Source organism: Nocardiopsis sp. KDC1DS13DA1, assembly GCF_055632325.1.
On record NZ_JBVMUY010000029.1, the window covers coordinates 244982 to 258131 of the forward strand.

At 71.3% G+C, this 13150-nt stretch carries 11 protein-coding genes; 3 read left to right on the forward strand and 8 right to left on the reverse strand.

Going from position 1 to position 13150, the window contains the following annotated elements; translation table 11 throughout:
* Window positions 1-272 precede the first annotated feature (272 nt).
* A complete protein-coding gene (locus ACTVAJ_RS19160; RefSeq protein ID WP_470389564.1) occupies window positions 273-1817 on the reverse strand; it encodes a histidine kinase N-terminal domain-containing protein in 1545 nt (514 codons plus the stop codon).
* Window positions 1818-1961: 144 nt separating this feature from the next.
* Here ACTVAJ_RS19160 and ACTVAJ_RS19165 point away from each other — a divergent pair, with 144 nt between their 5' ends.
* Complete coding sequence (locus ACTVAJ_RS19165) at window positions 1962-2702, forward strand: GntR family transcriptional regulator (protein WP_470389565.1); 741 nt, start codon at window positions 1962-1964, stop codon at window positions 2700-2702.
* Window positions 2703-2856: 154 nt separating this feature from the next.
* Here the strand turns inward: ACTVAJ_RS19165 and ACTVAJ_RS19170 are convergent, their stop codons facing one another.
* The 4 genes from ACTVAJ_RS19170 to ACTVAJ_RS19185 all read right to left on the reverse strand — a co-directional run bounded on the left by ACTVAJ_RS19170 (window position 2857) and on the right by ACTVAJ_RS19185 (window position 7367).
* Window positions 2857-4191 (reverse strand): HD-GYP domain-containing protein, encoded by a 1335-nt coding sequence (locus tag ACTVAJ_RS19170; RefSeq protein WP_470389616.1) that lies wholly within the window; start codon window positions 4189-4191, stop codon window positions 2857-2859.
* A complete protein-coding gene (locus ACTVAJ_RS19175) occupies window positions 4191-5504 on the reverse strand; it encodes an HD-GYP domain-containing protein (RefSeq protein WP_470389566.1) in 1314 nt (437 codons plus the stop codon). The genes ACTVAJ_RS19170 and ACTVAJ_RS19175 overlap by 1 nt, the downstream gene beginning before the upstream one ends.
* An 835-nt stretch (window positions 5505-6339) precedes the next feature.
* Window positions 6340-6696 carry a mycothiol system anti-sigma-R factor gene (gene rsrA, locus ACTVAJ_RS19180; protein ID WP_470389567.1) on the reverse strand — a complete coding sequence of 119 codons (357 nt, stop codon included), beginning with the start codon at window positions 6694-6696 and terminating at the stop codon, window positions 6340-6342.
* Entirely contained in the window at window positions 6693-7367 is a 675-nt protein-coding gene (locus tag ACTVAJ_RS19185; RefSeq protein ID WP_470389568.1) for a sigma-70 family RNA polymerase sigma factor, read from the reverse strand. Before ACTVAJ_RS19185 ends, rsrA begins: the two co-directional genes overlap by 4 nt.
* Before the next feature lie 346 nt (window positions 7368-7713).
* Here ACTVAJ_RS19185 and ACTVAJ_RS19190 point away from each other — a divergent pair, with 346 nt between their 5' ends.
* Together ACTVAJ_RS19190 and ACTVAJ_RS19195 are read left to right on the forward strand one after the other, a co-directional pair.
* Window positions 7714-8535, forward strand: a complete 822-nt coding sequence (locus ACTVAJ_RS19190; RefSeq protein ID WP_470389569.1) for a methyltransferase — start codon at window positions 7714-7716, stop codon at window positions 8533-8535.
* Between the two features lie 101 nt (window positions 8536-8636).
* Window positions 8637-9053, forward strand: a complete 417-nt coding sequence (locus ACTVAJ_RS19195; protein WP_470389570.1) for a DUF4345 domain-containing protein — start codon at window positions 8637-8639, stop codon at window positions 9051-9053.
* Between the two features lie 273 nt (window positions 9054-9326).
* On the opposite strand, the gene thiC is transcribed toward ACTVAJ_RS19195, so the two are convergent.
* The 3 genes from thiC to pgfA form a co-directional block, all read right to left on the reverse strand.
* Window positions 9327-11003 carry a phosphomethylpyrimidine synthase ThiC gene (thiC, locus tag ACTVAJ_RS19200; protein ID WP_470389571.1) on the reverse strand — a complete coding sequence of 559 codons (1677 nt, stop codon included), beginning with the start codon at window positions 11001-11003 and terminating at the stop codon, window positions 9327-9329.
* 225 nt (window positions 11004-11228) lie between these two features.
* On the reverse strand, window positions 11229-12086 hold the full coding sequence (locus ACTVAJ_RS19205; protein ID WP_470389572.1) for an SOS response-associated peptidase: 858 nt from the start codon (window positions 12084-12086) through the stop codon (window positions 11229-11231).
* 10 nt (window positions 12087-12096) lie between these two features.
* Complete coding sequence (pgfA, locus tag ACTVAJ_RS19210; RefSeq protein WP_470389617.1) at window positions 12097-13137, reverse strand: cell envelope lipid trafficking protein PgfA; 1041 nt, start codon at window positions 13135-13137, stop codon at window positions 12097-12099.
* Between the last annotated feature and the right edge of the window lie 13 nt (window positions 13138-13150).

The window sequence follows — 13150 nt, forward strand, 5'->3', positions numbered from 1 at the left end:
ACGCGGCTGGCCTCGCCCTGCAGAACCCTGCCGGTGCCCGAACGGCAACCCCCTCGGGCAACCGACCCAAGAAACGGAACCGCGAGACCTCCCGGCCCTCCGCTCCGCTTCGGCCCGTGTCCGGGCACCCCGAAGGCAGGGATTCCTCGCCCTCGGCGGCGCCTACCGCTCGTTCCTCGCTACGCGGCTGGCCTCGCCCCGCAGAACCCTGCCGGTGCCCGAACGGCAACCCCCCTGAGGCACAGGTGGCGTGAAGAACGCCGGGCCCGCCCTCAGGGCACCTCCCCCGCGTCGTGCTCCAGGGGAAGGCTGATCGCCACCTCGGTCCCCCCGTCCTCCCTCGGCTTGATCGCCAGGGTTCCGCCCAGCTCGCCCACGATGAGCGTGCGCACGATCTGGAGCCCCAGGCTCGTCGTCCCCTCCAGGTCGAAGTCCTCCGGCAGTCCCCCGCCGTCGTCGAACACCGCCAGCTCCAGGCTGCTCGCCCTCGGGTGGCCCGGCACGGCGTCGAAGCGGCGGACCCGGACCTCGATCTTTCCGGGGCCCTGCCCCAGACCGTGCTCCACCGCGTTCTGCACCAGTTCCGCCAGAACCATGGACAGGGGTGTGGCCACCAGCGCCGACAGCAGCCCGAATCCGCCCTCCCGGCGCGGCACCACCGTGCTGCCGGTCGAGGAGACCTCGGCGGCCATCTGCATGACGCGGTCGGCGATGTCGTCGAAGTCGACCACCTCGTCGGGCGTGTGCGACAGCATCTCGTGCACGATCGCGATCGACCCCACCCGGCCGACCGCCTCGTCCAGCGCCGCGCGCGCCTCCGGCACGTCCAGCCGCCGCGACTGCAGCCGCAGCAGCGCCGCGACCGTCTGGAGGTTGTTCTTCACCCGGTGGTGGATCTCCCGGATGGTCGCGTCCTTGGTCAGCAGCTCGCGCTCGCGCCGCCGCAGTTCGGTGACGTCGCGGACCATGACCAGCGCGCCGATCCGCACTCCGTCGATGACCAGCGGTATCGCGCGCAGCTGGACGGTGACCCCCCGCGCCTCCACCTCGGCCTCCTGCGGCGCGCGGCCGCTGGCGGTGTAGTTGAGCGCCTCGTCCCGGGCCTCCCCCTGCGCGGCCAACTCCAGCGTGGTGCGGTCCAGCCGGGCCCCGACGAGGTCGGCGGCCAGTCCCAGGCGCCGGTAGGCCGACAGCGCGTTGGGGCTCGCGTAGACCACCTCGCCGTTCTGGTCCAGGCGCAGCAGTCCGTCGCCGACCCGGGGGGAGCGCACCATGAGCGGTTCCTGGTCGCTGAACGGGAACGCGCCCTCGGCGATCATCTGGGCCAGGTCCCCGGCGCTCTGGAGGTAGGTGAGCTCCAGGCGGCTCGGGGTGCGCGCGGAGCTGAGGTTCGTGCTGCGCTGGATCACCCCGATGAGCCGGCCCTCGCGGCGCACGGGAATGGTCTCCTCCCGCACGGGGACGCCGCCCGACCAGTCGGGGTCGCCGTCCCGGCAGATCCGCCCCTCGGCCCAGGCGCGGTCGACGAGGGCGCGGCGCCCGATCACCCGGGGCGCCGACCTGGACGTGACGTCGGTCATGTCGTCCAGCAGGACGGTCTCCACCAGGTCGTCCTGGAAGGCCGTCGGCCCCGTCGTCGGCCGCATCTGGGCGACGGCCACCCAGCCGTCGTCACCGCGCAGCCGCACCCACAGGACGAGGTCGGCGAACGACAGGTCCGCGAGCAGCTGCCAGTCGGAGACCAGGGAGTGGATCCACTCCAGGTCCGCCTGCTTGAGTGAGGTGTGGCGTCGGATGAGATCACTGAGGTGAGGCACTCACAAATCATCCCATGAAGGCGTGCATACTCAAGAGATACGCACTCGACCAGTGGTCCACACCAGTCGGCGGCCGCACGGCCCGCCGCGCCGACCACACCGGAGGGGTGTGTGGACGGAGTCGGGACGCGTGGGAGGACACCGATGACAGGCCAGCGCACACTGGACGGCAACCCCAGGGTGCCGAAGTACTACCAGGTGAAGAAGCAGCTCCTGGAGCTCATCGAGGCGATGCCCGCGGGCAACCCGGTGCCCCCCGAGCGCGCTCTGGCCACCCAGTTCGAGACGTCGCGCACGACGGTGCGCCAGGCGCTGACGGAGATGGTGGTCGAGGGCCGCCTGCTGCGCATCCAGGGCAAGGGCACGTTCGTGGCCAAGCCGAAGGTCGCGCAGATCCTCCAGCTGACCAGCTACACGCAGGAGATGCGGTCGCACGGGCTGCACCCGGCCACGCGCATCCTCGACGTCAGCTACATCAACGCCGACGACCAGCTCGCCGAGCTCCTGGCGATCCGGTCGGGCGGACGCGTGCTGCGGATCGAGCGGCTGCGGCTGGCCAACGGTGAGCCGATGGCCGTGGAGACGGCGCATCTGGCCGCGCGGCGCTTCCCCGGGCTGCGGAGGCAGCTCGACCGCTACGCGTCGCTCTACGAGGCTCTCGCGAGCGCCTACGACGTGTCGCTGGCGGAGGCGGAGGCGTCGATCGAGACGGTGCTGGCCACTCCCAACGAGGCGCGGCTGCTGGGCGTGGACGTCGGCCTGCCCCTGGTGCTGCACTGCCAGCACAGCTTCGACGCCGACGGCCACCCCGTCGAGTGGGTGCGTTCGCTCTACCGCGGCGACCGGTACAAGTTCGTCACCCGCCTGCGCCCCCCGACGGACTGAGCCGTCCGCGCCCGACGGTGTTTCCCCGGTCCTCCGCCGCGCTCCGGACCGTGTCCGGGCGCCCCGACGGCCGGGGACGCCTCATCCTCGGCTGGGCCTGCCACCCGTTCCCCGCTCGCGGCCCGCCCCGTCGTGCGGCACCCCGGCGGCGCCCTCACGCGCGGGCGAGCACGGTGGCCAGGGCGTCGACCACCCTCGGGTCGTACTCGCTGTCGGTGTCCATCCGGAGCCGTTCCAGGACGGCGGCCCGGCGCTCGTCGTCGCCGTTCTCCCCGACGAGGTCGTCGAAGGCGTTGGCCACCTTGATGATCCGGCTGGCGAGCGGCGGCACCCCCTCGTCCCCGTCCCCGGCCAGCGGTTCGCACTGTCGGCGGACCACCTCGGCGACGCTGTCCAGGACCCCGGTCTCCCGGATGATGGCCGACCCCAGCTCGGCGATCCTCCGCTGCTCCCTGGGCGAGGCGAGCACGGTCGCACCGCCCGCGATGGGCTCCCGCAGGGACAGCTGCCCGATGTCGTGCATGAGGGCGGCGTACTCCAGTTCCAGCAGCTGGTCCTCGGAGAAGCCCAGTTCGCAGGCGATGCCGTGGGAGAGGTGGCTGACCCTGCGCGAGTGCCCGTTCTCCACGTACCCGCCGACCTCGGTGACCCGTGAGAGAGCCCGCACCGTCTCCAGGTAGGTGCGCCGCACCTCCGCGTGCCGCCGGAAGGCGACCTGGGAGACCAGGAGCGGGGCGCTGAACACCACCAGCCCCACCAGACCGGTGACCGTGCAGGCCAGCGCGATCAGCACGCCGCTGGCCCCGATCGCCGCACCCGTCGCGAACTGCGCGCGCACCTCGTCGCGCACCGCGACCAGCAGGTTGGTACGCAGCCGCTCGGCGCGCAGCACACCGGCCATCGCGGCGTCCATCAGCCAGGCGAGCAGCACCAGTGAGGCCATGACCAGCGTGACCCGTACCGAGGGTTCGGTCAGCGACAGCTGCGTGACCAGCGGTCGGAAGGCGACCGCGACGAGCATCACGGCCAGGACCCGCCGGGCCAGGTCCTCCACGCGCGGGCTCCGGCCGACCGCGACGTGCGGCAGCTCGCCCAACGCCAACCCCAGCCCGACCACGGCGACCACCTGTGCGGCGGAGTGCTGCACGGGCACGTCGCCGAGGCTGACCAGGAACGCGTAGCTGATCGCCCCGGCCGAGGCGATCGGCGCGACCTCCCGGTGTCCGGGCAGGGTGATCCGCGCGAGCTCGCCGAGGGCGATGACGAGGCAGAAGGTGAGCGCCACGTAGGGCTCGACGGCCCCGTGCGCGGCGGTCCACACGACCGCGGCCAGCGTGCCCGCCCCCGCCGCCGCGACGAGCACGGCGCGGACGGGACGCGTGGTGCGCCAGATCGGTCCCCGGGATCTCTGGAACCCGAGCACACCGCCCTCGGGGCCGGTGAGCGGCGGGCGGGTGGACGGGGCATCGTCGGACTGCCTCTGGGTCATCATCGGTCACGCCCGCCCGGAACGGCCTCGGCGGGAGCGTGCGCCGAGCCCTCGGCGGCCGGTGCGCCGGCCCGCCCGACCGCCTTCTCGGCGGCCTCGTAGCAGCCCCCGGGCGGCTCGGCGATGTCCGGGGTCTTCCAGCCCTCGCGCTCGACCGCCCGGACGAGCGCCTCGACCATCCGTCCGTCGAACTGCGTCCCGACACAGTCCCGCAGTTCGACGATGGCGTCCTCCACGGACCACGCCTTGCGGTAGGAGCGCGTGGAGGTCAGGCAGTCGAACACGTCGGCCACGCTGATGATGCGGGCGGACTCGGGGATCTCCATGCCCACCAGGCCCATCGGGTAGCCGCGCCCGTCCAGCCGCTCGTGGTGGTGGCGGATCCCGGCGAGGGCCTCGTCGAGGAAACTGATCTCGCGCACGATCTCGTAGCCGCGCGTCGGGTGCAGCTTGATCGCCGCGTACTCGTCGTCGGTGAGTTTCCCGGTCTTCTGCAACACCTTGGTGGGCACCCCGAGTTTGCCGATGTCGTGCAGCATCCCCGCGTAGCGGATCTTCTGCACCCGTTCGGCGGGCATACCCAGTTCGCGCGCGATCATGGCGGAGCCCTCGGCGACGCGCATACAGTGGCCGCGCGTGTAGTAGTCCTTGGTCTCGACCGCCTGGCACAGCGTGGCCAGCGTGGCCTCGTGGGCCCGTGCCTCGTCGGCCTGCTGGGCGAAGGTCCAGCGCGCGATGAACAGGGGCAGCAGGACCAGCAGGGGCGCGATGACGCCGACCCCGCCCCACACCGCGGCGATGGCCAGCCCGAGCATCTGGTAGCCGATCGAGGACAGCTCGACCGCCACCAGCGGACGCCAGTGGATCGGGCTCCTGCGCCGGGGCCGGACCGCGCCGAGCGTCCACATCAGGACGCCGACGAGCGCGGAGTTGACCACGGTGTGGGTGATCACGGCCGCCAGGTACGGCAGCAGGATCATGGGAAAGTCCTGGCGGACGGGTTCACCGACCGTGCCTCCGCACAGGAGGTAGACATGCCCGGCCGCGTAGGCGGCCAGGGCGAACTGCGCGCCGTTGAACGCGCGTTTGACGAGGATCTGCTTGCGAATGGTCAGGCAGGAGGCGAAACCGACGACCGCCGCCCCGACCGGTCCCACCAGAACGACCGCGGCCAGTGACACCGCCGAGCTCGGCGACATCCCCATCTTGCCGTTCGAGACGACGATGGTGCTGATGGACTCGGCGACCACGAAAAGGACGGCCACGAGGACCAGGGTCTTCAGGTTGATGCCCGAATACGGCCCGACCAGCACGATGGTGACAGCACTGACAACGATGATTCCGACGTAGACACGCGCGCCCCCAGGAAGAGCCCGCACCCCCGTTCACCCCCTGCCGACGACGACCGGACTGTCATGATTTCACCGGTTCCGTTCTACCACCAGGACCATCCGGCGAAGGCGGATACCGTCCAAAGAACCATCATCGCCACGTGGAGCATGCTGATGAACACGGTTGTCCCCTCTCCCCCCGACGCCGCGCACCCCCCATTCCCCTGGAGGCGCGGCGTAAATTACCCCATTCGTTGGATATGGCGTCCAGTTTAACGGGCCGACACGGGTCCCTGATTACCCACAACCCGAACCGCAACCCGGGCGGAGAACCCAACTCACCAGTAATTCCGAAGTATGGAATTACTAATTCAAATCGTAACCTCGACTGATAACTCTGAGTCACCGAACAACACTGGCCAGCGACGCCGAAAAGTCCATGGGCGAGCCCATCCCACCCCGCGCACCCGTCCACCTCCACCTGCGTTGACTACTCGTAGTAACCAGTTGATCGACGGATCTCGATCGGCGGGAAAAATCATTCCGAGTCGGTCACGACGCGAAAGAGGGCGAGCGCTCCGGGCGTGTCGACACCCCTCCCCCGCCGCACCCGGGTGGACACGTGTCCAAAACCCCCGCAGACACGGGGAATCCAGCCCGACATACTCACAAACAACTACAGAACACTCATGACACGACATCGTATGACAATTCAAGACAGCAGAGCATAAGACATAAAAAAGAAGCGGTGACCGGAAATCCAGTCACCGCCACCGCGCGTCGCGGTCGCTGACGCCGCCCCGAAGGCGGGCTCGGGTTACTCCGAACTTGCCTCGCGCACGAGGTTTCCCTCGCCCTCTTTCACCTCGCGCACAAGGTTCTCCCCGTCCGCGTTCGCCTCGCGCTCCAGGGATTCCTCACGTGCGCGGGCGAGCCGGCCGAGGACCTTGTCCCGCAGGTCCAGGGGCACCGGGTCGCACCCGCAGTGCTTGGCGACGAGCTTCTTCACCGCCTCCTCGAGCCCGTACTCGTCGAGGCAGGGCGCGCAGTCGTCCAGGTGGTGCCTGATCTGCTCGCAGTTGCCCTCCTCCAGCTCACCGTCGATATAGGTGTAGAGCTTGTCGAGCACCTCGCTACAGGGGGTGTCGCTGTCCTTGCCGTGGCCGCCGCTCATTGCCGATCTCCTCGATCCGACCCGTTCGCCTGTCCCCGACCGCCCGCGGACGCCCCCGACGCGACGGTACCGGCGGAGGCCGCCGTCCTCGCCGTCGGCAGGAAACCGCGGTCCACCGCGTACTCCTCCAACAGGGACCGGAGTTGGCGGCGCCCCCGGTGCAACCGGGACATGACCGTCCCGATCGGCGTGCCCATGATCTCGGCGACCTCCTTGTACGCGAAGCCCTCGACGTCGGCGAGGTACACCGCGATCCGGAAGTCCTCGGGCAACTCCTGGAGCGCCCGCTTCACGTCGGTGTCGGGCAGGTGTTCGAGCGCCTCGGCCTCGGCCGACTTGAGTCCCGCGGCCGTGTGCGAGGCGGCCTGCGCCAGCTGCCAGTCCTCGACGTCCTCGGTCCCCGCCTGCTTCGGTTCCCGTTGCTTCTTGCGGTAGGAGTTGATGAAGGTGTTGGTGAGGATGCGGTACAGCCACGCCTTGAGGTTCGTCCCCTGCTTGAACTGGTGGAACGAACCGAACGCCTTGGCGAACGTCTCCTGAACGAGGTCCTCCGCGTCGGCGGGGTTACGGGTCATCCGCAGCGCCGCGGAGTAGAGCTGGTCGAGGAAGGGAAGCACGTCCCTCTCGAAGCGCTCCTCCCGCTCACGTGCTGTCTCCTGGCCCTCTTCCAAGCCCGTCGGCCTCCCTGCGCTGGTCCCGGCTGGAGCATCCATATCCCCAAGATACGGCTCCGCACCCGGGCCCCGCGCACCGGCGCCGCGTGGCGCGGACACGGCCTCCTCGCGTTCCAGGCACGCGCTGGCGGTCGACATAGCCGAAGATTCCTCCCCAACATCCGTTGCCGCGCTCGGGACCCTGCGTCCCGCGCGGTGTCGGTGACAACAACGCCCTCCGCGCGCTGATTCCGGCCCGGCGGGGAGAAGGGGGCCGCCTCGCGGTGAACTTTGTCGTTTGGCGTCATCGTCGGAGGTAGGGCATGGGAGAGTGCGGGTAGGACCACACAAGGATGGGAGAGGAGTGCACGTGCGACCGTCCTCGACCCCGGCATCGGACCGCCCACGGTCCCCGGCCGCCCAGTTCGCCGCACCCGACCGGCTGTCGGACTACTGGCGCTTCTACTGGGCCGTCGCCGAGACACAGCTCGCGCGCTGGCTCCCGCCCGCGCCCGCCCGGCTGCTCGACCTGTCCACCCCGGACTTCCAGGGCACCCACCGCGCCGTCGCCGCGGGGCACGACGTGGTGACCCTGCTCCCGTCCGAGGACATGGCGGTGCGCCGGCCCCTGACCCTCGTCAACGGGCACGCGGGGGTGCCGCGCCCGGCCCCCCGCGGGCGGCTGCGGCACGTGGTGGGCGACTCCGCCCTGCTGCGCACGTTCGCCTCCGAGGTCTTCGACGGGGTGATCGCCGACAACCGCGTCCTGTCGCGGCACCTGGCCACGGAGTCGTCGGTGACCGAGATCGCGCGGGTCCTGCGCCCGGGGGGACGGACGCTCGTGTGCGTCGACTCCGTGGTGCTCGGCATGGCGCTGCTGGCGGAACAGGACTGCTGGCCCGAACTCAGCCACGCGCCCAGCGCCGACGTGCTGCTGGTGCCCTGGCCGGACGGCTCCATCACCCGGTGCTTCACCTCCGAGCAGCTCACCGAGACCCTGGCCGACGCCGGGCTCGAACTGGAGTGGATCAAGCCGCGCACGGTGCTGTCGCCGTCCACGGTGGAGGGGATGCTCGCCCGCGACCCCCGGTCGATGGGCCGCCTGGTGGAGATGGAGACGCGCGCCACCGAGTCCGACGACTACGTGGGCGTGCACCTGGTGGCCAGCGCGCGCAAGCCGGGCTGACCCGGGCCTCCCCCGCTGGAACGCGGGGGACGGGGGCGGCGGAGGAACCGTCAGGCCGTGGCCTAGGGTCCGGAGTACACCTCCACGAAGGGAGTCCTCCCGTGCGTTCCCCCCGCCCCCTCCAGGCCGTCATCGCCCTCCTCGCGCTCGTCGTGGTCGCGACCGGGGTCATGGACGTCGCGCTCGGCCCCGCCGCACTGCCGGGCGAGACCGACGTGCCCGTGAACGTCGACAGCAACTACCGGTTCTTCGCGGCGGTGTGGCTGTCGGTCGGTGTCGCGCTGTTCACCGTGGTCCCGCGGGTGGCCGAGCGCGGCACGCTCCTGCGCGCGGTGTGCGGTGCCGTGTTCCTGGGCGGACTCGCCCGGCTCCTGTCGATCGCGGTCGCCGGGACCCCCGACCCGTTCATGCTCGTGCTGCTCGCCGTGGAACTGGTCGTCCCGCCCGCGCTGGTGCTCTGGCACCGCCTCGCCGTGGAACGCGGGCGCGCGCCCGCCCCCGGGCGGGCCGACCGCTAGGGCGGGAGGCGCCCGGGCGGCCCCGGACCGCGACAGCGGTGTCAGCTCACTGCGCGCGGACAGCTCCCGCCCCCGCGCGTGTGGGACACCTCCGTCACCGTCGTCGCGGTGGTACCCATCAGGCGGCCCCTCCCCTGTCCCACCGGGGTGTGTCCCGGTCTCCGGGGACACCGTAGCGGCGCCCCCGGGCGGGGCGCGCCGCGGCCGGACGGACCGGCCGCGGCGGCGGGAGCGGTGCCGCGGGCCGTCCTCCCACGGCACCGCTGGCCGCGATCAGTCGGCCAGCGGCAGGTACACCCGGTTGCCCGAGGCCGCGAACTCCTCCGACTTGTCCGCCATGCCCTTCTCGATCGCCTCGACCGTGTCCAGGCCGTTCTCCTCGGCGTACCTGCGCACGTCCTGGGAGATCTTCATGGAGCAGAACTTCGGCCCGCACATGGAGCAGAAGTGCGCGGTCTTGGCCGGTTCGGCGGGCAGCGTCTCGTCGTGGAAGGACTGCGCCGTCTCCGGGTCCAGGGACAGGTGGAACTGGTCCTGCCAGCGGAACTCGAACCGCGCCCTGGACAGCTCGTCGTCCCACTCCTGCGCCCGGGGGTGGCCCTTGGCCAGGTCGGCGGCGTGCGCGGCGAGCTTGTAGGTGACCACGCCGGTCTTGACGTCGTCCCGGTTGGGCAGGCCCAGGTGCTCCTTCGGGGTGACGTAGCAGAGCATCGCCGTGCCGTGCCAGCCGATCTGGGCGGCGCCGATGGCGGAGGTGATGTGGTCGTAGCCGGGGGCGATGTCGGTGGCCAGGGGGCCGAGCGTGTAGAACGGCGCCTCGCCGCACAGCTCCTCCTCCAGGCGCACGTTCTCCGCGATCTTGTGCATCGGCACGTGCCCCGGGCCCTCGATCATCACCTGCACGTCGTGCGCGCGGGCGATGTGGGTGAGCTCGCCCAGGGTGCGCAGCTCGGCGAACTGGGCCTCGTCGTTGGCGTCGGCGATCGAGCCGGGCCGCAGGCCGTCACCCAGGGAGAAGGTGATGTCGTAGGCCCGCAGGATCTCGCAGAGTTCCTCGTAGTGGGTGTAGAGGAAGCTCTCCTTGTGGTGGGCCAGGCACCAGGCGGCCATGATCGAACCGCCGCGCGAGACGATCCCGGTGACGCGCCTGGCCGCCAGCGGCACGTAGCGCAACAGCACGCCGGCGTGGACGGTCATGTAGTCGACGCCCTGCTCGGCCTGCTCGATGACGGTCTCGCGGTAGATCTCCCAGCTCAGCCTGGTGGGGTCGCCGTCGACCTTCTCCAGCGCCTGGTAGATGGGCACGGTGCCGATCGGGACCGGCGAGTTGCGCAGGATCCGCTCGCGGGTCTCGTGGATGCGCTTGCCGGTGGACAGGTCCATCACGGTGTCGGCGCCCCAGCGGGTGGCCCACACCATCTTCTCGACCTCCTCGGGCACCGACGAGGTGACCGCGGAGTTGCCGATGTTGGCGTTGATCTTCACCAGGAAGTTCTTGCCGATGATGGTCGGCTCGGACTCCGGGTGCCTGCGGTTGACGGGGATGACCGCGCGGCCGATGGCGATCTCCTGGCGCACGAACTCGGGGTCCACGCCCTCGCGCGTGGCCACGAAGCGCATCTCGGGGGTGATGGTCCCGGCCTTGGCGTGGGCCAGCTGGGTGACCGCGCCGTCGACGGGTTGGCGGGCGTCGATCCACTCCTGCCGCGTGCCGGGCAGGCCCCGGTGGACGTCGATGTCGGCGGTGGAGTCGGTGTACGGACCTGACGTGTCGTACAGGTCGAAGTGGCTGCCGTTGCTGAGTTCCACCCGGCGCTGCGGGACGCGGAGCGTGAAACCGGCGGGGTCGTCGATCTCGCGGTAGACCTTCCGTGATCCCATGATGGGACCAGTGGTCACCTGGCGCTCGTCGGCGGTGGGACTCGTGGCGCGGCTGTCCGCAGCCGTCATGGCATGCCTCCCTACGTCGGAATTACCCGAACAGGTTCTGCGGTCGGCGACACCGTTGAGCCGCCCTCTCAGCCCGCCATGGCGCGAGCTCCCGCGTTGCGTATTCACATGTGCGCACGTCAACGATGGGATGACGACGTGCGTGCGCCCGGAACGGGGCGCGTGGCCGTGTGGCCTCGCACACCATACACAGAGGCCCCCGGGCCGTGTCCAGCCGCCCCGTGGTCAGAAAAGTGTGTCCGGCCCGTCACCCTCGGCGGGGGAAACGGGGGTGAGGAGCTCCGGCCCGTTGTTCTTGATGCTGTTCACGTCGGTGGACACCTCGTCGATCGCGAAACGGTCGACCGGGGTTCCCGCCATGACGTGGGCCAGGTCCGCCGCGCCGGACTCGGGGTCGAGCCAGGCCGCCCAGTCGTCGGAGGGGACGACGACCGGCATGCGGTCGTGGATGTGGGCGAGTTCGGGCGCGGCCTCGGTGGTGATGACCGCGCAGGTCCACAGCCAGGCGCCGGGGTCCTTCTCGTCCGTCCCGGGGTCGCGCCAGCGCTCGAAGATCCCGGCCAGGGCGAGCGGCGCTCCGTCGTCGTAGTGCACGGAGAACGGCTTCTTGGCCGACTTCGCCTTGCGTTTGCGGTGCTGGGGGTCGGTCGCGGGCGAGGTACCCGGCTCGGCGCGGCCGTCAGCCGCGATGAGCTGCCACTCGTAGTAGGCGTCGGCGGGCAGCAGGCACCGGCGGCGCCGGAAGGCGGCGCGGAAGGCGGGCTTGTCGGCGACGGTCTCGCTGCGCGCGTTGATCATCCGGTAGCCGACGTTGCGGTCCTTGGCCCAGGAGGGGACGAGTCCCCAGCGCAGGGTGCGCAGGTGGCGCGGCCCGGCGGGCTCGTCCGTCTCCTGGCTCCCGCGCGGGGGCGGGCCGAGCACGGCGTGGACGGGCCTGCCCGGGGAGATGTTGTAGTCCGGCGGCAGGTCGTCCAGCGGGGGCCACGCCCGGGGGTCGGCCTCCTCCGGGATGGTCTCCTCGGGGAGGTCGAAGGCGAGCCGGAGCTGGTGCAGGTTCCGGGACTGGGCATAGCGACCGCACATGTGTCTGATCCTAGGGGGTGCGCCCGGTCTCCCCGAGTCCGTCCACCCAGTCGGAGTGCTCGCGCATGGCGCGTCTGTCGCGCGACGCCGTGTCCCGGGTCAGCCACGCCCGGACGAGGCCGGTCAGGACGGCCAGCGCACCCAGCGGGCCGAGGCCCCAGGGCGCCCAGGTGTCGAGCGCGGTGAGCAGGAACGCGCGGACGCGGGCCTGCTCGGCGAGGCCGGCCACCTGCCCCTCGGACAGGGTCAGCTCGGCGGAGAGCAGTCCGACCTCACCGCCTCCGCCGCGCGGGCGCAGGCTCTCGGAGCGGGCCTCCTGGGCGTTGACGACCAGACCGCTGACGGGCTCCACCCAGTAGGTGCGGGTGATCTCCACCCACCGCGCGGCGGTGACCGTCCCCTCCGCGCCGGGGGTGAACAGGGCCGCGGGCACCGACCTGGCCGAGTCGGGGACCTGGGTGGACTCGACGGTCTGGGTGTAGCGCCGGGCCCGCACCCCGGCCACCTGGCCCTCGCCCCCGAACTCCAGGCGCGGCGCCGAGCGCACCTCGGCGTCGTAGTGGGTGACGTCCTCGGCGGGGGCTCCCGCGGGCCAGTGGAACACGAGCCCGGCCTGCCGGACCGCCCGGTCGCCGTTGACGTGCTCACCGCAGCAGTTGACGGCGCGGCCGGTCGCCCGGTCGACGATGACGCGGCGGCTCCAGTGGTCGATCATCCGCTCCGGGGTGGACACGTCCACGGACATCTCCCACGCCGACCAGTCACCGCCGTGCGGTGTGGCGTCCACCCTGACGACCCGCCGGAGCTCGACCCCCTCGCGCAGGGACCACGTGGACGCGTCGAGGTAGGCGGCGTCCTCGTCGACCATCCTGAGCTCGAACTCCGCCGAGGCGGGCAGGAGCGCCACCCGGTCGTGGACGTAGAGGGGCAGCAGGGCGGCCAGGGTCAGCAGGAACGCCCCCGCGGCCACCAGGAGGGTGCCCCTGCGGGGCGGAGGGTCGTCGCCGGGCCGGACGGCCGCGGCGGTCCCCTCGTCCCCGGCCACGCCGATGTCCTCGGTCGGT

Coding starts and splice junctions, on each gene's coding strand:
- ACTVAJ_RS19165 (WP_470389565.1), top strand. CDS start 1,962: ATGACAGGCCAGCGCACACTGGACGGCAACCCCAGGGTGCCGAAGTAC.
- ACTVAJ_RS19170 (WP_470389616.1), bottom strand. CDS start 4,191: ATGACCCAGAGGCAGTCCGACGATGCCCCGTCCACCCGCCCGCCGCTC.
- rsrA (WP_470389567.1), bottom strand. CDS start 6,696: ATGAGCGGCGGCCACGGCAAGGACAGCGACACCCCCTGTAGCGAGGTG.
- thiC (WP_470389571.1), bottom strand. CDS start 11,003: ATGACGGCTGCGGACAGCCGCGCCACGAGTCCCACCGCCGACGAGCGC.
- ACTVAJ_RS19205 (WP_470389572.1), bottom strand. CDS start 12,086: ATGTGCGGTCGCTATGCCCAGTCCCGGAACCTGCACCAGCTCCGGCTC.